We start from the raw sequence: 25,110 nt of genomic DNA, 5'->3' as shown, positions 1-25,110 counted from the left end.
GACGCCCGGGGGGTGCAAATGAATTTGGCAAGGCTGACTTTGGCTTTGATGGGAGCATTGTTGTTCGGCGGTGCGCAGGCGCACGCGGAATCGCTTCAAGTGCAGCCTGCTCTCGTCGATGTCGTCGCTCCCGGCGCGGCGTCGACGATCACGCTGCGCAATGACGGGCAGACGCCAAGCAACGTGCAGATTCGTGTTTTTCGCTGGTCGCAAGCTGATGGCCAGGAGAGCCTGCTGCCCACGCAAGATGTGGTCGCCTCTCCTCCGGGCGCTACACTTCAGCCGGGCGCCGACTATGTGGTTCGCATCGTGCGCGTGGCCAAGCGGCCGATTGCCTCTGAAGAGGCTTATCGCCTCCTTGTCGACGAGCTACCGGACGCCAGCCGGGCCAAGACCGGCACGGTTAGATTGTTGGTTCGCCACTCGATCCCAGTCTTCTTCAGTTCGCCGGAAAGAACGCCACCGGCCGTGGACTGGACCGTATCGAAGCAGGACGGCAGGCTGATCGTGTCGGCCCACAACAAAGGCAGTACACGCCTGCGTGTCTCCGCACTCTCGCTGCGCGACGCGGGCGGACACAAGATCTCGTTCGGGGGAGGGCTCGTCGGCTATGCGCTCGGTCAGTCGACCATGCGATGGACGGCGCCTGCTGGCGGGCGCAAATTCGCCGCGAAGGGATCGATCTCGATCGCCGGTCAGGGAAATGATGGTGCCATCGAGGCCACAGCGCCGGTTGTCGCCGCGCCGTGAATCCGGCTTGCTTGCTGGCCATGTCGATCCTGATCGCTGCACTGACGCAGTCCAATCAGGCAGCCGGAGCGGTCCAGCAGCTTCAACTCGAAGTCTTCATCAACGACGCTCCAACCAATCAGATCGCGGCATTCATTTCTACCGACGGGCAGCATATCGGCGCCACGCCTGATGAGCTGCAGGCATTGGGGCTGGATCTGGGCAAGGGTCGATCCACCGCCACAACCATCATGCTCGACGGTGTCCAGGGCCTGACTTACCGCTACGAGGCGGCGCAGCAGCGTATTTTCCTGACCGTAGGTAACGGCCTGCGCGGGACGATATCCTATGACGCCGCGCCCGATCGCGAGGCATCGCCTGACGTTCACGCGGGGTTTGGCGGCGTCCTCAACTACAATCTGTTCGCGGCGTCACGACAGGAGCCGGACGCAAGCGGCTTCTCCTTCAGCGGCGTGTCCGCAACCCTGGACGCCAGGGCATTTTCGCCGGTCGGCACGTTCAGTCAGTCGGCGATCATGCGGCTGACGGACAACGGACGGACCGATGCGCTGAGGCTCGACACCGCCTATACTTATTCCGACCCGGCGAAGCTGGTGACGTATCAGGCTGGCGATGTCATCTCCGGTGGTTTCGCCTGGACCAGGCCGATCCGCGTCGGCGGGCTTCAGGTGCGCCGCAATTTCGGGCTTCGCGCCGACCTGATCACGCAGCCGCTGGCCTCGGTGAGCGGCAGCGCGGCGGTGCCGTCGACGGTCGACGTCTACGTCAACGACTTGAAAACCTATTCACACCCAGTCGACACGGGTCCGTTCCAGATCACCGACATTCCCGTCACCACGGGCGGCGGGCAGGCACTTGTCGTGCTGCGCGATGCCGCCGGCCATGAAACGCGCACGAGCGTACCGTTCTACGCCTCACCCAGTTTGCTGAGGCCGGGCCTCTTCGACTTTTCGCTGGAGGCTGGCATGCCAAGGCTCGGGTATGCGACGACGTCGGATGCCTACGCCGTCAATCAGCCCGTCGTGTCGGCAAGCCTGAGAAAAGGCATCTACGACTGGTTGACGCTGGAGAGCCATGCGGAGGCCGGCAAGGATCTGGTCAATGGCGGAATAGGCATGGCGATGCGAACCGGCTCGCTTGGCGTCGCCTCGTTCGCGCTGGCCGGCAGTCATGGCCGGGCCGGCAACGGCCTGCAGGCCTATGCCTCCTACGAGATCAGGATCGGGACCCTCAGCGTCAATGCCAGTTCGCAGATGACGCTCGGTTCCTATGACGATCTCGCCTCGGTGACCGACCGGCTTCAGGATAGCGAAGCGCCCAGTCACGCGTTCTTCAATCTATCGTCGTTCGATCCGGAAGCGACGGACGCGGTGGCCAGATCCAGGCCGCCCAAGAGGGTGAACAGCATTTCCGTCGGAACGCCACTGTCCTTCGACAGCGGCAGCGTCAGCGCAAGCTACATCGACCTGACATCGGCCGGCGGCGAGAGCTCCAAGGTCGTCACTGCGTCCTACTCGCGCACGCTGCCTTTCGGCTACCTCAACGCCACGGCCTTCGCTGAGCTTGGCGGGCGAAGGAGCGCCGGTCTCTTCGCCGGACTGTCGATGCCGATCGGCGGCGATGCAATGGCATCGACGGCTGTCTCGGCCGGCAAGGACGGGCTCGACATGATTGCCGACGTGAGCAAGCCGCTCGGCGAGGAACCGGGCAACGTTGGCTGGCGGACAAGCCTTAGCCAGGGCGGATCCGCGGAGGGCTCCGCAGCGATTGCCTATCGCTCTTCCCATGGCCGTGCCGATGCCGCCGTCGGCCGTTCAATCTCGGGCACCACGGCGACAGCCCAGTTCGATGGGGCAATCGCAACGATGGGATCCGGCGTCTTCCTGACGGACCGCATCGACGACAGTTTCGCCGTCGTCGAAACAGGCGTGCCCGATGTCGGCGTGTTGTACGAGAATCGACCGGTGGGGGTTACGGATGGCAAGGGCCGGCTGCTGCTGCCGGGCCTGCGCTCCTATCAGAAAAACAGAATCGCCATCGATACCACCAACCTGCCGATCGATGCCGATGTATCCACAACGCAGGATGTCATCGCGCCGGCCGACCGGGCCGGTGTACGGGCCGATTTCCGGATTCGCACGAATGTGGACGCCGCAGTCCTGGTCCTGTCAGGCCCGGACGGACAGCCGCTCATGGCGGGGTCGCACGGCACGATCAACGGCAAGCAGGACTTCGTCATCGGCTATGACGGGCGTGCCTATGTCGAGGGGCTGGCGCGCAAGAACACTGTCGTGGCCGAAACCGCCAGCGGTACGTGCAGTGCTGCGTTCAACTATACGCCGAAGACAAACGCGCAAGTGGTCGTCGAGATTTCCTGCCGTTGATGCCGGCGGTCGCCGGATGTCAGTAGGTGACGGTGACGACGACCGTGTCGGTGTAAGTTCCTGGCGCGGGGGTCGTCTGTGCGGGCGCCTCGGCATATACGGTGTAGGGCTGGTCCAACCCGGTGCCGGTGCCGCTGGCGGTGTCGGTGCCGATCGTGTTCCCCCAAACCGTAGCCATGCCGCTGTCGCGGTAAAGCGAATAGCTGACGAGCTTGGTGCCGCTCGTCATCTTCCTGGCGGCGATTGTAGCTCCGGAACCCGTTCCCGCACTGAGTCCGATAGAGTAAGGCGTCGAATTGGTGCAGCGGACGGTGACCGAACCTGTCGAATCGACATTCGACGCCAGTACCCCGACGGAGCCAAAATTCACGTTGGTGGCCGAGACGTTGCAGTTCGCGTTGATTGTCGCGGTCCAGGTGGAGCCGCTTGAGACGGCTTGTCGGCTGCCTGTCGGGCACGCCGTTGCCGTCACGTAGTCGTAGCCAATCGCCGGCGCGGAGGTCATGGTCCAGATGTATGATCCGGGTCCGGCGGTGGTCTGGTTCGCGGCCACCCTGCCATAAACCGTCAGCGTGGCATTGGCGCTACCGGAGAAGCCCATGTTGAGATCGTAGGTCGTTCCGATGGGATGGAGGGCATAGGCCGTCGTGGCCAGGCCCCAGGATCCCCAGATCGTCGTTCGCGCCGCGTCGCTGTAGAGCTCATGCACCAATCGTTGGGTGCCCGACGCCAGCCGGCGATTGCCGGCCGTGTTGGTCTGGCCGGGCGAAAGTTCGACGCACAGGCGCACGGTCGAGAAGATCACGCCCGAGCAGCTGATCGAGAAGGTCGCAGTCGTGTCGTCGACGGCACCACTTAGGATATCGACAGCGCCGTACGACCCGCTGACGGCCGTGACGGAGCAGCTCTGGGACCAAGCCCCTTGCAAGCTGGAAACGAGAAATATCGTGACCAGCACTGCCCGTAGCCGCACTGTCCAGTGTAGCGCACGGCGTAGCGGTCTCCCGAAACCCGATCCCTTGCCAACCATTATGTCTGCCTATCACGGCCCAGGCTAATTCGAAACGGGCTCCGAGCTCTTTCGGGAGAAACCTATCAGGCGAGCATGAGGCCAAACCGGTCGACGTCTTCCGCGGTCGTCGCGAAGCTGGTGACGAAGCGATAGAGCAGCTCGTCCTCACTGATGTGGCCGTCAAAGCCATGTGGCCTGTGCCAGTCGTAGAAGGCAGCGCCGGCTGCCTGCAGCCTTTCGGCCTCGGCTTTCTTGATCACTGCGAACACCTCATTTGCCTGCGGCAACCATGCCAGCTTGGCCGTGGCCGAATCCTCGATCGCCGCAGCAAGGCGCGCGGCCATGGCGTTGGCGTGGCGGGCGGTGTCCAGCCACAATCCGTCCTTGAAATAGGCCTCGAACTGCGCGGCGACGAAGCGCGATTTCGAAAACAGCTGGGCGGCGCGTTTACGCAGGAAGGCCAATTCCTTGGCGCGATCAAGATCGAACAACACGATTGCCTCGGCGCACCAGCAGCCGTTCTTTGTGCCGCCGAAGGAGAGGATGTCGACGCCGCGTTTCCAAGTCATTTCGGCAGGCGTGGTGTCGAGCGCGACCAGCGCGTTGGCAAAGCGGGCGCCATCCATGTGCAGGGGCACCGAATGTTGTTTGGCGATCGCCGAGATCGTCTCGATTTCATTCAGCCCGTAGACGGTGCCGACCTCGGTCGACTGGGTGATCGAAACAGCCATCGGCCGTCCCCAATGGACGATTTCGGGCGCAAAACGGCCGATGGTCCGTTCCAGATTGTGCGGGTCGACCTTGCCAAGCGCGCCGTCGATCTCATGCAGGCGCGAACCGCCGGAAAAATATGACGGCGCGCCGCATTCGTCCTCGATGACATGCGATTCGCGGTGGGCGAAGGAGATGCCGCCAGGCTTGTTATAGGCGGTCAGCGCCAGAGAGTTGGCGGCAGTGCCGGTTGCGACGAAGAACACCGCGACCTCTCGTTCGAAGATCTCATTGAAGCGCTGATAGACGGCTTGGTCGAGTGCACCGTCGCCATAGGCGGTGGAATAGCCCCCCGCATTGGCCGACAGGCCAGCAACGATATTGGGATGGGCGCCTGCCCAATTGTCGGAAGCGAAGAACATTCATCTGCCTATGTCTAGGGAAATCGGGTTTTGGGGAAGTCAGCCTGAAGTTGACCGGTTTCGCATGCTGATCGCAAGGGGGCCGGGCGCCGAAAAATCGGTAAAGCCAGCCAGCCGACAGAAGAGAGATTGGCGACTGAACCTTACGTTTCTCCCCGGCTTCACGTAATTTTCTGTCGCAAGAGGCCCAAGTTTTTTGTGAATCGATCTTGTATGCGTCCGGGATTTCTGTCATAAAAATTTAGGACAGTAGTGCTGTCTTATTTTGTCGCACAAAACGAGCTGGATTGGCGTATCATTTGGGCCTCTCCGGCTGTTGCTGCGAGCGACAGGTGGACGGCCCCGATTTGGCCTGTACGAATACGAACCATGCGGAAAGCCGCCTGGTCCGGTAAGGATTTCGCAAGACGTGCCGCAAGGATCAGGGTGAGCCAAGCGCTTGCCGAGGCAAACCAGCGCCCGAGGGGCTGGGAACGGAGGACAGGAGATGACGGACATGACGCAATCTGCGACGAACGGCCAGGCCGCGCAGACGAAAGCGGCAACCGTCAAAAATACGTCCCTGACCAATCTCGGCCGATCCAACAACGGTCGCACCGTCAACGGCTTTTCCGCCCGAGGTCTCTACGACCCGCGTAACGAGCATGACGCCTGCGGCGTCGGCTTCATCGTCAACATGAAGAGCGTGAAGTCGCATCAGATCGTCAAGGACGGACTTGCCGTGCTCGAAAACCTGACGCATCGCGGCGCCGTCGGCTCGGATCCCCTGGTCGGCGACGGCGCCGGCGTGCTGGTGCAGCTTCCCGATCGTTTCTTCCGCGAGGAAATGGCGGCCCAGGGCATCGACCTGCCACCGGCGGGCCAATACGGCGTCGGCCACTGGTTCATGCCGCAGGATGCGGCACTTCGCGCCCATGTCGAGGACATCATTGCCGAATCGGCGCAATCCGAGGGGCTTCCGCTCATCGGTTTCCGTGACGTGCCCGTCGACAATTCGTCACTGTCGAAGGCGGCTGATATCGTCGCGTCGGAACCGTTCCATCGGCAGATATTCATCGGCCGCACGCCAGACATTACCGACGACGAGGAGTATGAGGCCAGGCTCTATCTGCTGCGCAAGGTCATATCCGGCCGGATCTATGCCGAGAACGACAACAAGGACATCGGCGCCTATTGCGTGTCTTTGTCGGCGCGCACCATCGTCTACAAGGGCATGTTCCTGGCCTATCAGGTCGGTGCCTATTACAAGGACCTCAAGGATTCGCGCTTCGAGACCGCGCTGATCCTCGTCCACCAGCGCTTCTCGACCAATACGTTCCCGTCGTGGAAGCTGGCGCATCCCTATCGCATGGTCGCCCACAATGGCGAGATCAACACCGTGCGCGGCAACAACAACTGGATGGCAGCGCGGCAGGCTTCGGTCGATTCCGAACTGTTCGGCAACAACATCTCGAAGCTTTGGCCGATCTCCTATGACGGTCAGTCCGACACCGCCTGCTTCGACAATGCGCTCGAGTTCCTGTTCCAGGGCGGGTATAGCCTCAGCCACGCCATGATGATGCTGATCCCGGAAGCCTGGGCCGGCAACAAGCTGATGGATGCCGACCGCAAGGCCTTCTACGAATACCATGCGGCCCTTATGGAGCCGTGGGACGGACCGGCGGCGGTCGTCTTCACTGACGGCCGCCAGATCGGCGCTACGCTCGACCGCAACGGATTGCGCCCGGCGCGCTACATCGTCACCGACGACGACCGGGTCATCATGGCCTCGGAAGCCGGCGTGCTGCCGGTGCCGGAGGAGAAGATCGTCAAGAAGTGGCGGCTGCAGCCCGGCCGCATGCTTCTCATCGACCTGGAAAAGGGGCGCATCGTCTCCGACGAGGAGCTCAAGTCGGAAATCGCGGCCAAGCATCCCTACAAGACCTGGCTCGCCAACACGCAGCTCATCCTGGAAGATCTGAAGCCGGTCGAGCCGCGCGAACTGCGCAAGGACGTCAGCCTCCTCGATCGCCAGCAGGCGTTCGGCTACAGCCAGGAAGATACCAAGCTGTTGATGTCGCCGATGGCGACGACGGGCCAGGAAGCGGTGGGCTCGATGGGTACCGACACGCCGATCTCGGCCATGTCGGACAAGTCGAAGCTTCTCTACACCTATTTCAAGCAGAACTTCGCCCAGGTCACCAACCCGCCGATCGATCCGATCCGCGAGGAACTGGTGATGAGCCTGGTGTCCTTCATCGGGCCGCGGCCGAATATCTTCGACCTGGTCGGCAATTCGCGCCGCAAGCGGCTCGAAGTGCGCCAGCCGATCCTGACCAATGGCGATCTCGAAAAGATCCGCTCCATCGGCCACACCGAGGACCGCTTCGACACCAAGACGATCGACATCACCTATGGCTCCGCCGAAGGGGCGGCAGGCATGCAAGGCGCCATCGACCGCCTGTGCGAGCGGGCGGAGGCGGCGGTCGCCGGCGGCTACAACATCATCATCCTGTCGGACCGCCAGGTCGGGCCGGACCGCATCGCCATCCCGGCGCTTTTGGCGACGGCCGCGGTCCATCATCACCTGATCCGCAAGGGGTTGCGCACCTCGGTCGGCCTCGTCGTCGAATCCGGCGAGCCGCGCGAGGTGCATCATTTCTGCTGCCTTGCCGGTTATGGCGCCGAGGCGATCAACCCGTACCTCGCCTTCGACACGCTGCTCGACATGCACAAGCGTGGCGAGCTGCCGAAGGAAGTGGACGCCTACGAAGTCGTCTCGCGCTACATCAAGTCGATCGGCAAGGGCATTCTCAAGGTGATGTCCAAGATGGGCATTTCGACCTACCAGTCCTATTGCGGCGCCCAGATATTCGACGCCGTCGGGCTGAAGACCGATTTCGTGCAGCGATATTTCACCGGCACCGCTACGCTGATCGAAGGTGTCGGGCTGGACGAGATCGCGGCCGAGACGCTCAGCCGCCACAATGACGGTTTCGGCAACGACCCGGTGCTGCGCAACAGCCTCGAGGTCGGCGGCGAATACATGTTCCGCATGCGCGGCGAGGCGCATATGTGGTCGCCCGACGCGGTCGCCACATTGCAGCACGCCGTGCGCCAGGGATCGTGGGAGACGTTCAAGGACTATTCCGCCCAGATCGACAGCGAGACGGCCCGCGCACAGGCCATTCGCGGCCTGTTCAGGATCAAGCTAGCCGAGGAAACCGGCCGCAAGAAGGTCGCGCTCGACGACGTCATGCCGGCGGCCGACATCGTCAAGCGCTTCTCGACCGGGGCGATGTCGTTCGGCTCGATCTCGCGCGAAGCGCACACGACGCTGGCGCGTGCCATGAATCAGATCGGTGGCAAGTCGAACACCGGCGAGGGCGGCGAGGAGGCCGACCGCTACCTGCCGTTGCCTGGCGGCGGCAAGAATCCCGAACGCTCGGCGATCAAGCAGGTCGCCTCGGGTCGTTTTGGCGTCACGGCCGAATATCTCGTCAATTCCGACATGATGCAGATCAAGGTGGCGCAGGGCGCCAAGCCCGGCGAGGGCGGCCAGCTGCCCGGTCACAAGGTCGATGCCACCATCGCCAAGGTCAGGCATTCGACGCCGGGCGTAGGCCTGATCTCGCCGCCGCCGCATCACGACATCTATTCGATCGAGGATCTGGCGCAGCTGATCTACGATTTGAAGAACGTCAATCCGGCCGCCGACGTGTCGGTCAAACTGGTGTCGGAAGTCGGCGTCGGCACGGTTGCGGCGGGCGTCGCCAAGGCGCGCGCCGACCACATCACCATCTCGGGCTATGATGGCGGTACCGGCGCCTCGCCGCTGACCTCGCTCAAGCATGCCGGCAGCCCGTGGGAAATGGGTCTCGCCGAGACTCACCAGACGCTGGTTTTGAACGGCTTGCGGTCACGCGTCGCGCTGCAGGTCGACGGCGGCTTGCGCACCGGGCGCGACGTCATCGTCGGCGCGCTGCTCGGCGCCGACGAGTTCGGCTTCTCGACCGCGCCGCTGATCGCGGCCGGCTGCATCATGATGCGCAAGTGCCATCTCAACACCTGCCCGGTCGGCGTCGCTACGCAGGATCCGGTGCTGCGCAAGCGCTTCAAGGGCACGCCGGAACACGTCATCAACTTCTTCTTCTACGTTGCGGAAGAGGTTCGCGGTCTGCTCGCCGAAATGGGCTACACCCATATCGACCAGATCATCGGCGACACCGACCTTCTGGAAAAGCGCGACCTGATCGTCCACTGGAAGGCGCGCGGGCTCGACTTCTCGAAGATGTTCTTCAAGCCGGATGCGCCGCATGAAGCGGCGCACTGGACCGAGCGGCAGAAGCATCCGATCGACGACGTGCTCGACCGCAGGCTGATCGAACTGGCCAAGCCGGCGCTCGAAAGCAAGCAGCCGGTCAAGATCGAGGTCGACATCCGAAATGTCGACCGCTCGACCGGCGCCATGCTGTCGGGCGAGGTGGCCAAGCGCTTCAAGCACAAGGGCCTGCGCGAGGATACGATTTCGGTGAAGCTGACCGGCACCGCCGGCCAGTCCTTCGGCGCCTTCCTGGCGCGCGGCATCTCGTTCGAGCTTGTCGGCGCAGGCAACGACTATGTCGGCAAGGGCCTGTCGGGCGGACGCCTCGTCATCCGGCCGCCAGAAGCGGCCAAGATCGTCGCGGCTGACTCCATCATCGTCGGCAATACGGTGCTCTATGGCGCTACCGAGGGCGAGGCCTATTTCGCCGGTGTCGCCGGCGAGCGTTTCGCGGTGCGCAATTCGGGCGTGGCGGCTGTCGTCGAAGGCGTCGGCGACCATGGCTGCGAGTACATGACCGGCGGCATCGTCGTCGTCATCGGCCAGACCGGGCGCAACTTCGCCGCCGGCATGTCGGGCGGCGTCGCCTATGTGCTCGACGAAGCGGGCGATTTCGCCGAGCGCTGCAACATGGCGATGGTCGAGCTGGAACCGGTTCCGGAAGAAGACGATTTGATGGAAAGGCTGCTGCATCACGGCGGCGACCTCGACCACAAGGGACGCGTCGATGTGTCAGGCGACATGACCAGCCATGACGAGGAGCGGCTCTATCAGCTGATCTCGAACCATGTGCACTACACTGGTTCGGTGCGCGGTCGCGAGATCCTCGACGACTGGACGACATTCCGGCCGAAATTCCGCAAGATCATGCCGGTCGAATACCGCCGCGCGTTGATCGAGATGGAACGCATGCGCATGGGCGTTGCGGCGGAATAGACTTGGGATTGCCGGGAGGCTCAGGTCTCCCGGCCTATCTTCATCGACAGTTTGACCTCGTGCGAAAGGTTGCCACGGCTGCCTCAAGAGGTTAACGGGTGCGGCGAAAACCGCACCATCTGGACAGCAGGAACTGGACTATGGGCAAGGTAACAGGCTTTCTTGAAATAGACCGGCAGGTACACAAGTACCAGCCGGCCTCCGACCGCATCCGGCATTTCCGTGAATTCACGCTGCCGATGTCGGACAAGGAGGTCGAGAAACAGGCCGCGCGCTGCATGGATTGCGGCATTCCGTTCTGCCATGGGCCGACCGGCTGTCCGATCCACAACCAGATCCCCGACTGGAACGACCTCGTCTATAATGGAGACTGGGACAACGCGATCCGCAACCTGCATTCGACCAACAATTTCCCGGAGTTCACCGGCCGCATCTGCCCCGCGCCCTGCGAGGAAGCGTGCACGCTGAACCTCGAGGACATCCCCGTCGCCATCAAGACGGTCGAGCAGGCGATCGCCGACAAGGCCTATGAAACCGGCCACATCAGGCCTTATCCGCCGGAGAAGAAGACCGGCAAACGTGTCGCCGTCATTGGCTCCGGACCGGCCGGCATGGCGGCTGCCCAGCAGCTCGGCCGCGCCGGCCACGACGTCCATGTCTATGAGCGCGAGAGCCGACCCGGCGGGCTGATGCGTTACGGCATTCCCGACTTCAAGATCGAGAAGCACTATATCGACCGGCGCATCGAGCAGATGCAGGGCGAGGGCGTCACCTTCCATTGCGGCGTCAATGTCGGCGTCGACAAGCCGGTTGCCGAGTTGCTCGCCGAACATGATGCCGTGCTCTATTGCGGCGGGTCGGAAACGCCGCGTGCGGCCGGTATTCCCGGCGACGATCTCGGCGGCGTGCATGATGCGATGCCCTATCTGGTGCAGCAGAACAGGCGTGTCGGCGGCGAGCCGATCCAGTCTGTGGCGTGGCCGTCGCATCCGATCATCGCCGGCGGTCAGCATGTCGTCGTTGTCGGCGGCGGCGATACCGCGTCCGACTGCGTCGGCACCGCTTTCCGCCAGGGCGCGGTGCGCGTCACCCAGCTCGACATCCGTCCGCAACCGCCGGAGAAGGAAGACAAGCTTTCTGTCTGGCCCTACTGGGCGACCAAGATGCGCACCTCGTCCTCGCAAGCGGAAGGCGCGGAGCGTGAATTCCAGGTGGCGACACTCGAATTCATCGGCGAGGAAGGCCAGTTGACCGGCGTCAAGTGCTGCGAGGTCGACGAGAAGCGCAAGCCGATCCCCGGCAGCGAATTCGTCATACGCGCCGATCTCGCCTTCATCGCTATCGGTTTTGCCGGACCGGCGAAGGCCGGCGTGGCGACGGAGCTGGACGGTAAGATGAAGATCGTCACCGACAACCGCCGCTCCAGGAATGTCGAGGCCAACGACCGTGACTACAGGACCAGCGTCGACAGGCTCTATGCGGCCGGCGACGTGCGCCGCGGCCAGTCATTGGTCGTCTGGGCGATCCGCGAGGGCCGACAGGCGGCACGATCGATCGACGAGGCGCTAATGGGGTCGAGCGTTCTGCCGCGCTGAGCCAAACGGCCTCAGAGCCGCTCTGCGATACTAACGACTGATCGCGGTCGTGGTGTCGGTCGCGGTGGTAGCCTTCGGCGGCCAGGAGAAATCGTCGGCGCGGCCGGGCGAGGCGTTTGGTGCCTTGCCCTCGATTATTAGCTTTTCACCCGGCAGGTCCGGATTGGCCTTCGCTAGCGGTGCCGCGCCAAGCAGCTCGGTGCCGCCATCGAGTGCCGGATCGCTGAGCAGCATCGGTGCGGTTCGGTCGATGACAATGGGGGCCGCGGCCGGCGCCGGCGCCTCCACGGGAGCGCCTGCGGGGGCAGATGCCGTGACCGCGCTCCCCGGCGCGGTCAGTCCGAGGATCTTCAACAGCGGCTTTTCGGTATAGAAGGCGAGCTTGCGCTTGCCTGCCTTCGAAACGTTGATGCCGTCATCGGCACGCAGTCGCACCGGCTGGCCGTTGATGTCGGGGCCGCTGGTGACGAAGGCACCGTTCTCATCGACGAAGCCGTCCCAGATATCGACGAATTCGCCGCCATGGCTTTCGGCCGCCTGACGGTAGATGTCGTTGAAGGCAAGCATGTCGGAGGTCATCTTCTGTACCCGAAAGGCCGGCATGCCGACCCAAAGGAAAGGCACCTTGGCCTCCGTAATGGCTTTGCCGAACGCGTCGGCGCGACGCTCGTATTCCTTAGTCCAGTTTTCGGACCGCGGCAGTTCGCGAATGTCGCCGATTTTCATCTGTTGGCGGTCGTTGGAGCCAAGCATGACGATCACGGCGGCGGGTTTTTCGGTCTCGATCAACGACTTGATCTGTTCGGGCCAGTTGTAGAAGTCGTCGCGCACGAAGCCGGACGAACCATTGCTGCGCACGACGATCCTGACGCCGGCATTCTCGGCAAAGGCGGTGTCGAGGCCTTCAGCGAGACCGGCCGCCATGAAGTCACCGACCACCAGGACGGCGCGGGCGTCCGGCGCCTTTTCGACCACAGGGGTTTCCGGTTCCGCGGGCGGGCGGGGCGCGCGAGGTTTTTTCACCATCGGCCTGGGCCTTGCCTTCTGGATATCCTGCGGCGGCTCGAATCGCTCGCTGCGGCGCGGGAACAGAAGGTCGCGCAACGACCAGCCGCGGTCTTGCTGCTCCTGCGCCATTGCAGGTGCGTGAAAGACGCCGGCCACACCGACGGCGAGCACGATTACGGCCAGAATGAGCACCGGCATGCGACGAACAAGCCCTGCGATGCGCGCAGCCGAAGCCAATCGTTTCCTCCATCCCTTGGCAGATTGCTACAGCGTCCTTTGCGCGCCCGAAGGGCCGCGCGGCACTGCATGCGGCTCTATTTCTGCCGGAGCCACTTCAGCACTTCCATGCTCGGATAGCCATCCTGGGTCAAGCCGGCGCTGGCCTGGAAGGCCATGATGGCTGACTTCGAGCCGTCGCCGATCTTGCCATCGAACTTGCCGTCGTAGAGGCCGTGCTGGGAAAGCCGCTTCTGCAGCTCTTGCCTTTCCTCGAAGGTGAGCTTGGTGAAAGGCCGCTTCCAGTCCTGCACGAGACCGCTGGAGCCGGCGATCTCGTCGGCAAGAAGACCGACGGCAAGCGCATATTTGTCGGCGTTGTTATAGGCTTTGATGACGGAGAAATTCTTGATCATCAAGAAGGCCGGCCCACTGCGGCCGTCCGGCACTTTCAGCGTTGCCTTGTCGGAGCCGTTCTTGAACGGCTTGCCGTTGGCCCTGACCACGCCGAGAGCCTGCCACTGCGACAGCGTCTTGGAGCCGCCGGGAAGCTTGCCGGCAGGCAGGACAACCTCATAGCCCCAGGTCTTGCCGGCCTGCCAGCCATTCTTCGCCAACAGGTTGGCGGCGGTCGCCAGCGCATCGGGTATCGAATTCCAGATGTCGCGCTTGCCGTTGCCGTCCATGTCGACGGCATAGTGCAGATAGCTGGTCGGGATGAACTGGGTGTGGCCCATGGCGCCGGCCCACGATCCGCTCAGATGGCTTTCGTCGATATCGCCGGTCTGCAGGATCTTCAGCGCGGCGATCAGCTGGGTGCGGGCGAATTTCGCGCGCTTCGGATCGGCATAGGCCAAGGTCGCCAGAGAGCGGACCACGTTGCGCATGATGTCGTCGCGCTTGAGGATCTCGCCATAGTTCGATTCCATCGACCAGATGGCCAGCACGATGTGGCGGTCGACGCCGAACCTTGACTCGATCCTGTCCAGCCACGGCTTCCATTTCCTGGCCATCTGCTGGCCGACCGAGACCGACTGGTCATGAACGCGGTTGTCGAAATAGTCCCAGGCAGGGGCGGTGAATTCAGGCTGCGTGCGCGCCTTTTCCAGAACCACCGGGTCAATATCCCGAATGTCCCTGAAGGCCTGGTCGTAGAGGGCGCCGGAAACGCCGCTCTGCACGGCGGTGGCGCGGAAGCCGGCAACCCATTGCCGGAAGCCGGCATCGGCGAAAGCGGGGCCAGGCATCAGCAGAGCGAGCGAGAGGCTGGCTGCCGTTATGACGCTGGTAAAACGTTTTGCGGCATTGCGAACGGACATCTTTTCCTCCTTCTCTGTCTCAGGAAAGACCATTCATCGCCGAACCAGGTTAGGAATTAGTTTACCATAGGCGCCGCCGGGAACGAAAAGACGTCTCGAAGCTTTCCGACGATCGCTCCAGCCCTGTCGCCCAGTAATCCTCAATTCCGGCGTGAAAATGTCTTGCAGCGGGGATTGCGGAGCTAGCCATCAAGCGGATAATTGACTGCATGAAGAGAGTTCGCAAGGCAGTGTTCCCGGTCGCCGGTCTCGGCACGCGGTTTCTCCCGGCCACCAAGGCCGTTCCCAAGGAAATGCTGACCGTCGTCGACCGACCAGTCATCCAATATGTGGTGGATGAAGCGCGCGAGGCAGGCATCGAGCATTTCATCTTCGTCACCGGCCGCAACAAGGCCGTCATCGAGGACCATTTCGACATTCAGTTCGAGCTCTATGACACGCTGGCCCAGCGCGGCAAGGACGACCAGCTCGCCCGCCTGCAACGGCTGCAACCGGCGCCGGGGCAGACCAGCTTCACCCGCCAGCAGGTGCCGATGGGGCTCGGCCACGCCGTCTGGTGCGCCCGCGAGCTCGTCGGCGACGAGCCGTTCGCGCTTTTGTTGCCCGACATGATCATGCAGTCGGAGAAGAGCTGCATGAAGGCAATGGTCGAGCTCTACGAGGAAACCGGCAACAACATCATCGCCGTGCAGGAATGCGATCCCGCCGAAGCCCACAAATACGGCATCGTCGGCCGGGGCGAGGACACGCATCACGGCTTCCGCATCACCGAGATGGTAGAAAAGCCGAAGACCGGCACCGCGCCGTCCAATCTCTACATCAACGGCCGCTACATCCTGCAGCCCGAGATCTTCAATATCCTCGAAGGCCAGGAAAAGGGCGCCGGCAACGAGATCCAACTCACCGACGCGATGCTGAAGTTGGAAAAGCAGCAAGCCTTTTATGGCTACCATTATCAGGGCCGCACGTTCGATTGCGGGTCGCCGGACGGTTTTGTCGAGGCCAATGTCGCCTTCGCATTGTGGCGCAGCGACATGAACGGGAACATGGCCGGCGTGATCCGCACGCTTCTCGATGAGATAAGACCATCGGAGCGGCTCGGCGTCGCTTGAGGCAGTCAAGCTGGGGACTTGTCGCTTGCCAGACTGCGCCTGGCTGGCTTTCCTATCTCTGCACTTTTACACCGAGGAAGATGCTGTTGGCGGTGTAGTCGCGGCCCGGTAAATTGCTGGTCAGCTGTTCGGTCCTCACCCTTGTCGTTAGGCCGGCATAGCGGTTCAGCCACCAGGTCAGGCCCGCCTCGGCGCTCCAGATCCTGTCGTGGCCGTCGATGCCGACATAGTCACGCCAGTCCAGGCCCAAAGCCGCATTTCCGGTGAGGTTGGCGCGAATCTGGCGTTCGGCGGTCAGGCGGCCGGAATAAAGGATATCGCCACTTTCATTGGCTGTGGTCGTGGGCTCGACGGTGGTCCGCCCGGTCAGGCCGATCGTGGTGCCGCGTTCGGGCGACCATTTGAGGTCGGCGTTGACGGTGGCACCCGAAATCGCATCCAGGTCTTTGTCATCGATCGCTTCCCTGAGCCAGCCGGCCGAGAATTCACCCGACAATTTCTCACCCATGTCGAGCGCAAGGCCGGCGCGGGCGCCTAGCCGCGTCGACGAGCGCTCGAAGCCTTCATTGTCGATGCGTTGATCATAGGCCCGACGGCCGACCTCGATTTCGGTGAAAGGGGTGAGGGCGGGGGAGATCTCGTAGCCGGTGCGCAAGGTCGCGGTGTAGAGCGTGGAGTCTCGATCCTTCTGGGACAGCGAGGTGCCGTTCGAAAGCTTGGCGTCGCCGTAGAAGTCGTGCGAGACCGCACCGGTCAATGTGTACTGCATCTTGCCGATGTGTTTTTCGACGGCGAGGCTGCCGTTGACGGTCTGCCGCAGCGGCTGCTTGCTGACGCCCGCGATGGCGTCAGGCGAGGATGCCGATTCCGGTACGGCCTCGTAGCCGAGCTTGGCAATGGCGCGCAGTTCATTGTCGAGGTCGACATTGAGCTGGCCTTCGATGCGCCCTTGCTCGTTGTGAACGGGGTAACCCGAGACGGTCTCGCGGAACAGGCCATAGCCGTCGATCGTGGCGGAGTTCTCGCGCCAGTCGGAGGCGGCGGAAAAGCGCAGCGCCGTCTCGGACAGCAGTGCCGACTTGCCGGCATTGCTCGAATCGCCGTTCGACGTGGCGGTCAGGCCCTGTTCGATCGTCGGCCGGATGACGAAGGAGCCCCATTTGACGCCGGTGGCGGCGAACGGGTCATCCTCCGGCTTCTTTTTCTGGCCTTCGATGGCATCCGTGCGTTTTGCGCCTGGGTCGAGCTTCTGCTTGTCGGCGCTGTCGATGGTGAGGGCGCGACGGTTGGCCGTCTCCTCATCGGGGGTGTCAGCGCTGTCGCTGGCGTCCGTCGTGGAGGCGGTCGTGGAAGCAGTGATGTCGGTGGCTGTTGCCGTCGACTTTTTTTTCTTTCTAGACTTGTCCGCAGCCTTGTCCTTGGTCTGGTCAGCCGCATTCTGCCCGGCGGTCGACGAGCGACGGCGAGGCTTCTGCGGCGCTTGAATGCCGGCAGGGGTGTCGCCGGTGACCTCCGGCGGACCGAAAATACTGCCGTCCGCGGTTGCATCGGCGGCATCGGTGTCGTCAGGCACAGCGCCGGCGCTGGCCGGCAGATAGGTGCGGGCCGACGCGTCGTCCTGCGCGGCGTTGGTCTGCGCCTGACCCTGCGCTGCTTGGGCTAGCTGCCTCGCCTTGCGCTGCTGGTCGGACAGGATCGCCGATTCCGAAACCTCGCCGCGCAGTTCCGTTTCCTGGGCATGGAGCGCCGTTGGGCGCAGCAGGGCAAACATGCTGGTCGCCAGCAGCAACGCGCAGGCCGCCTTGCCCTTTCGTCCTGTCGATTTTTCTGGCTGGACCCTGGACATCGCCACCACTGCTTGCGCGGCGCACGCGCGCCATACTTACCGAACCGTAAATGGGGATGGTTAACGGAGGGTTGAGGAGGCAGGCCGCTGGCCGCCCGAAGCGCTGATTTCCCAAGGGATTCATACCGCTCGCGTTAAGCCTTTTGTCTCCATGCCTGTCGCAATCGCAAACCGCCGCAAACATTCGGACGACATGCCTGCGGCCATTTCCGTTGGACAGCGCTCCGGCAAAGCGTTAATCGCATCAGCCATGCATGCGGGATCTCCTGACAACAAGCCTTCGGACGGGCAAGCGGCGATCGCTTCGGCGCTGAGGACGGTGGCGACAGAACAAGCTGGTGTCGCAGCCCTTGCCGAGGCCCTCGAGAACGGATTGGCCGGGCCTTTCTGCCAGGCCGTCGACATGATCGCCGGGGTTGAAGGCCGCCTCATCGTCACCGGCGTCGGCAAGAGCGGCCATATCGGTTCGAAGATCGCAGCGACGCTGGCCTCGACCGGCACGCCGGCTTTCTTTGTCCATTCCGCCGAAGCCAATCACGGCGATCTCGGCATGATCGCCAGGGACGACGCCATCATCGCCATGTCGTGGTCGGGCGAGAGCAAGGAATTGATGGGCATCGTCGCCTATTCCAGGCGCTTTTCCATTCCGCTTATCGCCATAACAGCCGGAGAGACATCCGCGCTGGCGCGGGCGGCGGATGTGGTGCTGCTTTTGCCGCGCGCGCCGGAGGCCTGCCCTCACGGCCTGGCACCGACGACATCGACGCTGCTGCAACTGGTGATGGGCGATGCATTGGCGATTGCTCTCCTTGAAGCACGCGGCTTCACGCCGGACCATTTCCGAACCTTTCACCCGGGCGGCCAGCTCGGCGTCAACCTGACGCAGATCCGCGAGATCATGCATGTCGGCGACAGGCTGCCGCTGGTGGTCACGGGCACCGGCATGCAGGACGCTATCCTGGAACTGTCGCGCAAGGGATTTGGCTGCGTGGCGATCGTCGACGCCGACGGTGCGCTGGTCGGCATCATCACCGATGGTGACATCCGCCGTCATATCGGCAGCAATCTGCTGGCGATGACGGTGGATCAGGTGATGACGAAAGGACCGAAGACGGCGGCGCCGGACACATTGGTCGCAACGGCGCTGCAGACGATCAACAATTCAGCCATCACCAGCCTGATGGTGGTGGAGGGCCGGAAACCAGTCGGCCTCATCCACCTGCACGATCTCTTGCGGATCGGCGCGGCCTGAACGTTCAGACGGGCTCCACTGTCAGTTCCAGATCGGTGTCGGCCGCACCCGTCACGCGCACTTGCGTGCCGGCCGGCAGATCCGGACCGGAGACACGCCACAGCGTGTCGCCCAGCTTGATGCGGCCACGTCCATCCCGGATCGGTTCGGCAAGTGTCGCCATACGGCCGACCATTTGCGCGCCGCGGCGGTTGAGCAGCGGCTGGTCGGTCGGGTCATTGCGACTGCCAACCAGCTTCTTGCCGATATAGGCTGAGACCAGCGACAGCGCCAGGAAGGCGAGGACCTGAACCTGCCAGGTCCAGAAACCGGTGTCCCAGATCAGTAGCGACACGGCGCCGATGATCAGGGCGGCGATGCCGATCCACAGCATGAAGATACCGGGCGCGATGATTTCCATCACCAGCAGGGCGAAGCCGAGAACCATCCAGTTCCACGGGCCAAGTTCGGAAATGATGCGGTCGATCATGGGTGTGTTTCTTCTTGTTTGAGTATGACGTTTTCCGAAAACCGATTTCCACTTTTCGGGGTCATGCTCCTACGATCTCAGTTGTCGCTTGGGCGCACGACTGGCGGGCGTGCGGCCTGCCTTTGCGCGCCGGTCGTGCCTTCGCTGCGGAAGACTTCCTTGGCAATCTCGCCAATGCCACCGAGCGAACCGATCAGCGACGACGCCTCGAACGGCATCAGCACGATCTTGCTGTTGGTGGCGGTGCCGATCTTACCCAACGCCTCGGTGTATTTCTGGGCAACGAAGTAATTCAGCGCCTGCACGTCGCCCTTGGAAATTGCTTCCGATACCACCTGCGTGGCGCGGGCTTCCGCCTCAGCCGAACGCTCGCGTGCCTCGGCGTCGCGGAAGGCGGCCTCCTTGCGGCCTTCGGCTTCGAGGATCTGCGATTGTTTGAGGCCTTCGGCGGCGAGGATCTGCGCGCGCTTGTTGCGTTCCGCCGTCATCTGCCGGCCCATCGATTCGATGAGGTTGGCCGGCGGGTTGATGTCCTTGATCTCGACGCGCGTGATCTTGATGCCCCACGGATGCGCTGCTTCATCGACGACGCGCAGCAGCCGCTCGTTGATGGCGTCGCGATTCGACAAAAGCTCGTCCAAATCCATCGAACCCATGACGGTGCGGATGTTGGTCATTGTCAGGTTGAGGATGGCGTTCTGCAGACCCGCAACCTGGTAGGCGGCCTGAGCCGCATTGAGGATCTGGTAGAAGGCGATGCCATCGACACCGACGATGGCGTTGTCGCGGGTGATGATTTCCTGGCTTGGAACGTCAAGCACCTGCTCCATCATGTTCATCTTGGCGCCGATGCGGTCGACGAACGGGAAAATGAAATTGAGGCCCGGGCTCAGTGTCTTGGTGTAGCGGCCAAAGCGCTCCACCGTATAATTGTAGCCTTGCGGGATCGTCCTTATGCCTTTGATCAGAAGCACCAATACCAGAAGGGCAAGTGCACCAACCGCAATATCGAAACCACTGAAATCCATTTGGCTCTCCCCAGACGAAGGCCGCACAAGCCATTCTCGCGCAGCCGACTTCACCAAAGGCTTAAGTGTATTTCAGATGCGTTACAATCAGGTGATGATGCATTGTTTGTCGGATTGCGACTTACGGTTGAAAGAAAACAGCCTTGCATCCATGTCGTCCAGCCCGTTGATCGAAGCCGAGACAATCTCGGAAGCGATCTGCGAGAAGGTAATGCCATTGCCGCTGTAGCCCATCACGGCATGGATACGAGGGTGGCTGGGAATGGCGCCGATATAGGGCAGGCCGGTGGTCGTGGTGCCGAAAGAACCAGTCCAGGCGAATTCAGGCCTGTTGTCGAGATGCGGAAATATCCGGCCAAGCTTTTCGGCAATGCGTGCGCTCTTGTCGCCGATCAGCTCGTCGCGCCGCGCCTCGTCGACAAAATCCTCGTCCTCGCCGCCGCAGATGACCCGGCCGTCGGCCGTCGCGCGCATATAGAGGTAGGGGTCCGACGCCTCCCAGATGAAGGCTGCCTGCCGCCAGATCTTTCGCGGTTGCGGTCGTGTCGCGATCGCCCAGGTCGAGCGGATCTGGTGGGCAGTCGCCGGCACGATATCGACCAGTTCGTAGCCGGTGGCAAGCACGACATGTTGCGCGGTGACGGCCGGGCCGTCCCTGGTTGCGACCACTACCGCGTCGGCTTTGTCGACGATCGCCGTCGCTTCGGCGGGGGCGTAGAGACCTGCCTTGCGCTCTAGGGCCTTGAGCAGCAGCCCGGCCGTCAGCTTGCGCGGGTTGAGCGCTATATTGCCATGGCTGAGGACGGCGCTGTTGCGATCGATGCCGAACTTCTCCGCCAGCGGCGCTGGTGTGAGATAGGCCGCGCCGATACCGGCTTGCCGCCGCGCGTCGGCCTCGTCACGCAGCTGCGATGGGCTGAGCAAGGTGCCGGCCAGGTAGAGCGACGGCGTGCGGCTCAGACTACAATTGATGCCGAGTTCGGCGATGCGGGCAGCAAGATTGGAAATGGCGAGCCGCGAGCGTCGCCAGGCTTGGTTCGCCGAGGCACTGCCGATTATCTTTGAAAGCGTCGAAAGCGGCTGATCGAGCTCGAATTGCACCAGCGCAGTGGTCGCGGATGTCGAGCCTTTCAGCGGGCCGCGCCGGTCGATGCAGATTACCGCATGGCCTTGCGCCGTCAGGGCCTCCGCCATCATGGCTCCGCTGATGCCCATGCCGACGATCAGCACATCCGTCTTGACGTCCCGGGTCAGGCTGTCCGTCGGCACCGCAGGCGCGCGATAGGCGGACCAGACGGGCCGGCCGGTTCTCAGGTCGAGCTTGCGAGGCATCGAATTCTCCGGAGGGCGCGCCTTAACGCTCCGGAGTTCGTGTTGTTCCGGTTCAGAGCGGCTCACCGCTTCACGGAAGCGGCGAGCCGCTCTAATTCTTGTTTGAAGCAATTCCGGACGGAAAGCCGTTTCACACTTTTTCTGGAATTGCTTTAGACCCAGCCGGACAGTTCGCGCCGCACCATCGCCTCGACCACTGCCATGCCCTCGGCGCTGTCGTTGAGGCACGGGATATGGGCGAAATTCTTGCCGCCGGCATGATGGAAGGTCTCGGCCGCCTCGCGGCCGATCTCGTCCAGCGTCTCGATGCAGTCGACGGAAAAGCCGGGATTGACGATGGCGATCGATTTCACGCCGTCCTTGCCGAGTTTCTCTACCGTCTTGTCGGTATAGGGCTGCAGCCATTCCTGCGCGCCGAAGCGCGACTGGAAGGTGATGATCAGCTTCTTGTCATCCCAGCCGAGCCGTTCACGCAACAATCGCGTCGTCTTTTGGCAATGGCAATAATAGGGATCACCCTTCTCGAAATAGGGCTTCGGGATGCCATGATAGGAGGTGATGACCACCTCCGGCTCGAAATCAAGCGTCGCCAGATGCTGTTCGATCGAGCGCGCCAGCGCTTCGATGTAGACCGGTTCGTCATAGTAAGGGGGCACGCTGCGGATGGCCGGCGCGCGGCGCATCTTCATCAAGGCGCGAAACAGCTGATCGTTGGCGGTTGCCGTGGTCGTCGCCGAATATTGCGGGTAGAGCGGAAATGAAAGAATACGGTCGCAGCCTTGCTCGACCAGACGCTGGGCAACGCTTTCGGTCGAAGGATTGCCATAGCGCATCGCCCAATCGACGACGACGTCGGGCAGGTCGCGCAGCGCTTCGGCCAGCTTCTCGCCCTGGGCGCGGGTGTAGGTGCGCAGCGGCGACTCGTTCTTCTCCCGGTTCCAGATCCGGGCATAGTTGGCGCCCGACGTCTTCGGCCGCCTGGTGAGCACCAGGCCATAGAGGATCGGATACCAGATCGCCCTGTTGAGCTCGATGACGCGCGGGTCGGACAGGAATTCTCGGAGATAGCGCCACATCGACTTGAAATCGGTGCCATCAGGCGTGCCAAGATTGACCAGCATGATGCCGATCTTGCCCGCCTTGACTGGCGGATGTCCGGCGGGCAACGGGCCAAGTGCCTTCGCGGCCTTGCGATCGACAGGGGTGGACAGCGTCATAGGGTTTCTCCGGGAGACGCGAACCTAACTATCTTGTGCGCACTTTCAATGCAGCGTCTGGCCGCACCTTAGCTCGAAAACAGGACGCCCGCCCGGTTTCTCGGGCGGGCGGTGTCTTTCAGGCATAGAAGCGATGCTATTTCGGCGGGATGGTCAGCGTTGCGCCGACCGGAAGACGGCGCGGCTCGTAGCCCTTGTTGGCGTCCGAAATGACTTTCCACTTGGTGCCGTCGCCATAGGCCTTCACCGCCAGATCCCAGTAGGTATCGCCGGCAACGATGACATGGCTGCTTTCGGCCGGTGCGGGCTCGGCGGGCTTTGCCGGCTCCGGTGCCGCAGGGGCAGGAGCCGGTGCTGCTTCAGCCGGTTTTGCCGGCTCGGCCGGTGCGACAGGCGCGGCTGGCGCTGTCTCTGTCGATACGGCCGGCGGTGTGTTGGCGATATCACCCGAGTTGGCCGGAAGTTCAGGCATTGCCGGGGCCGCTTCCGCAGGCTTGGCTGGTTCGGCCGCGGGTGCCGCCGCGACGGTCGCCGCGATCTCGGTGATGCGGCCGTCGAGCTTCGGCGTGTACGGCCGGTGGGCGCCGAGATAGTCGGCAACCACCTGTTCAAGACCTGGACCGTAATCGTAGGCGTTCTTCGCCTTGTCGGCGAAGACCTTCTAGCCGTCGCCGCCCTGGCGGACATAATTGTTGGTGGCGACCAGATAGTCCTTGTCCGGATTGAGCGGCGTCCAGGCGCCGCCTTCCATGACCTCCACCGATTTGACGCGGCCGGCATTGGGTGCGGCGGATCTGTCGAAGGTGTATTTCAGGCCGGCGACCTGCGGGAAGCGCCCGGCGCCGTCCTCGACCTGGCTGAGGCCGTTCTCGAGACCGGCTACCAGGTCCTTGCCGGAAATCTGGAAGGTTGCCAGCGTGTTCTGGAACGGCAGCACGGTCAGCACCTCGCCCATGGTCACTGTGCCCTTGTCGATCGATGCGCGCAGGCCGCCGCCATTGGAGATGACGATCTCGACGCCCTGTCCCTTGACGCGGTCCAGGATGGCATCGGAGACGAGGTTGCCCATCGCGCACTCGCGCGTGCGGCAGCTCTCGCGGCTGCCGTCGATAACGTCGGTCGTCTCGGCCACTTCCTTGTTCTTCAGTGCCTCGATCGGCGCGCCAAGCTCCTTGATGCGGGCGAGCACGGCCGGATCGGGCGTGATCGACTTGTCGAGATAGATGGGGTCGCCGCTGGCCGATTTGACGACGCCATTGTCGTCGAACACCACCTTGAACTCGCCGAGATATTTCGAGTAAGACGCCGCCTGCACGACCGGCACCTTGTAGCCGTCCGGGTTGTCGACCATCGTCGGGTAGGGCCCTTCAGCCTTGGGGTCGGTGTTCGACAGCAGCGAATGGCTGTGGCCGCCGACGACGACGTCGATACCCGGGATTTTTGCAATGACATCGCGCTCGCGCTTGTAGCCGATATGGGTCACGGCGATGATCTTGTTGACGCCTTCGCCCTTCAGCTTCTCGACCTCGGCAGTGATCGACTTGACGTCGTCCTCGATGGCGACGTTGGGACCGGGGGACGCGAGCTCCGGCGTGTCGTTGGTGATCGCGCCGATGATGCCGATCTTCTGGCCTCCGACCTCGACGACGATCGACGGCTTGACGCGGTCGCCGAGCTTGGATTGCGCATTGGCCTTCACATTGGCACCCAGCACCGGAAATTCGATCATGTCGAGGAACGGCGCCAATGCCGCTTCGCCGTCGTCGAATTCATGGTTGCCGAGCGCCATGGCGTCGAACTTCATCTGGTTGAGGAACTCGCCTTCGACCTTGCCCTTGTAGGTCGTGTAGAAAAGCGAGCCCTGGAAATTGTCGCCGGCGCTGAGCAGCAGCACGTTCTGACCATCCAGCTTCTTGCGTTCCTGGGCGATCGCGGTGATCAGCCGGCCCGCGCCGCCGATGCACTCGCCCTTGGTCTCTTCGTCGGCCGAGCAGGTCGACTCGTATTTGTTGTTGCCTTCGATGCGGCTGTGCCAGTCGTTGATGTGCAAGATGTTCAAAGTGTAGTCGGCAAAGGATGCGCCGGCCGACAGGCCGAGTGCTGAGGCGGACAGGGCGGCAACGGCAGCAAGCTTCTTCATCTTCGTCTCCCGGAAAGCTGATCAGAGGCCTTTAACGCTCTTGCTTGACTGGAACATA

The 25,110-nt window shown here is 62.8% G+C and carries 15 protein-coding genes and 1 pseudogene; 6 read left to right on the top strand and 10 right to left on the bottom strand.

What is annotated here, in order from left to right:
• Positions 1-18: 18 nt before the first annotated feature.
• Positions 19-750, top strand: a complete 732-nt coding sequence (locus NKJ90_RS00715) for a fimbrial biogenesis chaperone (RefSeq protein WP_352485529.1) — start codon at positions 19-21, stop codon at positions 748-750.
• Between the two features lie 20 nt (positions 751-770).
• On the top strand, positions 771-3,134 hold the full coding sequence (locus tag NKJ90_RS00710; protein ID WP_156938557.1) for a fimbria/pilus outer membrane usher protein: 2,364 nt from the start codon (positions 771-773) through the stop codon (positions 3,132-3,134).
• Between the two features lie 19 nt (positions 3,135-3,153).
• On the opposite strand, the gene NKJ90_RS00705 is transcribed toward NKJ90_RS00710, so the two are convergent.
• Positions 3,154-4,092, bottom strand: a complete 939-nt coding sequence (locus NKJ90_RS00705) for a Csu type fimbrial protein (RefSeq protein WP_050589535.1) — start codon at positions 4,090-4,092, stop codon at positions 3,154-3,156.
• Positions 4,093-4,229: 137 nt separating this feature from the next.
• Entirely contained in the window at positions 4,230-5,279 is a 1,050-nt protein-coding gene (locus NKJ90_RS00700; protein WP_023759731.1) for a threonine aldolase family protein, read from the bottom strand.
• A gap of 487 nt (positions 5,280-5,766) precedes the next feature.
• On the opposite strand from NKJ90_RS00700, the gene gltB reads away from it, so the two are divergent.
• The gene (gene gltB, locus NKJ90_RS00695; RefSeq protein ID WP_023759732.1) at positions 5,767-10,518 is read left to right on the top strand and encodes a glutamate synthase large subunit; all 4,752 of its coding nucleotides are present in this window, start codon (positions 5,767-5,769) and stop codon (positions 10,516-10,518) included.
• Positions 10,519-10,658: 140 nt separating this feature from the next.
• Complete coding sequence (locus NKJ90_RS00690) at positions 10,659-12,113, top strand: glutamate synthase subunit beta (protein WP_352485526.1); 1,455 nt, start codon at positions 10,659-10,661, stop codon at positions 12,111-12,113.
• 30 nt (positions 12,114-12,143) lie between these two features.
• Here the strand turns inward: NKJ90_RS00690 and NKJ90_RS00685 are convergent, their stop codons facing one another.
• Positions 12,144-13,358 carry an SGNH/GDSL hydrolase family protein gene (locus tag NKJ90_RS00685; RefSeq protein WP_023759735.1) on the bottom strand — a complete coding sequence of 405 codons (1,215 nt, stop codon included), beginning with the start codon at positions 13,356-13,358 and terminating at the stop codon, positions 12,144-12,146.
• A gap of 77 nt (positions 13,359-13,435) precedes the next feature.
• A complete protein-coding gene (locus NKJ90_RS00680) occupies positions 13,436-14,656 on the bottom strand; it encodes a lytic murein transglycosylase (protein WP_023759736.1) in 1,221 nt (406 codons plus the stop codon).
• A gap of 209 nt (positions 14,657-14,865) precedes the next feature.
• Here NKJ90_RS00680 and galU point away from each other — a divergent pair, with 209 nt between their 5' ends.
• Positions 14,866-15,768: a UTP--glucose-1-phosphate uridylyltransferase GalU gene (gene galU / locus NKJ90_RS00675; RefSeq protein WP_352485525.1), complete on the top strand. Its 903-nt coding sequence runs from the start codon at positions 14,866-14,868 to the stop codon at positions 15,766-15,768.
• Positions 15,769-15,820: 52 nt separating this feature from the next.
• Here the strand turns inward: galU and NKJ90_RS00670 are convergent, their stop codons facing one another.
• Positions 15,821-17,614, bottom strand: a complete 1,794-nt coding sequence (locus NKJ90_RS00670) for an outer membrane beta-barrel protein (RefSeq protein ID WP_031260316.1) — start codon at positions 17,612-17,614, stop codon at positions 15,821-15,823.
• Between the two features lie 250 nt (positions 17,615-17,864).
• Between NKJ90_RS00670 and NKJ90_RS00665 the strand changes: the two genes are divergently transcribed.
• Complete coding sequence (locus tag NKJ90_RS00665) at positions 17,865-18,866, top strand: KpsF/GutQ family sugar-phosphate isomerase (protein WP_023759739.1); 1,002 nt, start codon at positions 17,865-17,867, stop codon at positions 18,864-18,866.
• A gap of 4 nt (positions 18,867-18,870) precedes the next feature.
• Here NKJ90_RS00665 and NKJ90_RS00660 read toward each other — a convergent pair whose 3' ends face one another.
• The 5 genes and pseudogenes from NKJ90_RS00660 to NKJ90_RS00640 all read right to left on the bottom strand — a co-directional run bounded on the left by NKJ90_RS00660 (position 18,871) and on the right by NKJ90_RS00640 (position 25,052).
• The gene (locus tag NKJ90_RS00660; protein WP_023759740.1) at positions 18,871-19,335 is read right to left on the bottom strand and encodes an NfeD family protein; all 465 of its coding nucleotides are present in this window, start codon (positions 19,333-19,335) and stop codon (positions 18,871-18,873) included.
• Positions 19,336-19,412: 77 nt separating this feature from the next.
• Positions 19,413-20,363: an SPFH domain-containing protein gene (locus tag NKJ90_RS00655; protein WP_023759741.1), complete on the bottom strand. Its 951-nt coding sequence runs from the start codon at positions 20,361-20,363 to the stop codon at positions 19,413-19,415.
• An 87-nt stretch (positions 20,364-20,450) separates the two neighbouring features.
• Positions 20,451-21,695 carry an NAD(P)/FAD-dependent oxidoreductase gene (locus NKJ90_RS00650; protein ID WP_023759742.1) on the bottom strand — a complete coding sequence of 415 codons (1,245 nt, stop codon included), beginning with the start codon at positions 21,693-21,695 and terminating at the stop codon, positions 20,451-20,453.
• 152 nt (positions 21,696-21,847) lie between these two features.
• The gene (hemH, locus tag NKJ90_RS00645) at positions 21,848-22,912 is read right to left on the bottom strand and encodes a ferrochelatase (protein WP_023759743.1); all 1,065 of its coding nucleotides are present in this window, start codon (positions 22,910-22,912) and stop codon (positions 21,848-21,850) included.
• A 136-nt stretch (positions 22,913-23,048) separates the two neighbouring features.
• Positions 23,049-25,052: pseudogene (locus NKJ90_RS00640) on the bottom strand (5'-nucleotidase C-terminal domain-containing protein).
• Positions 25,053-25,110: the final 58 nt, after the last annotated feature.

Origin of the sequence: Mesorhizobium sp. M0051 (assembly GCF_040323235.1) — a bacterium.
Classification (GTDB): Bacteria; Pseudomonadota; Alphaproteobacteria; order Rhizobiales; family Rhizobiaceae; genus Mesorhizobium.
The sequence above is the reverse complement of the archived record's forward strand: the minus strand, read 5'-3'. Positions and strand labels throughout refer to the sequence as shown.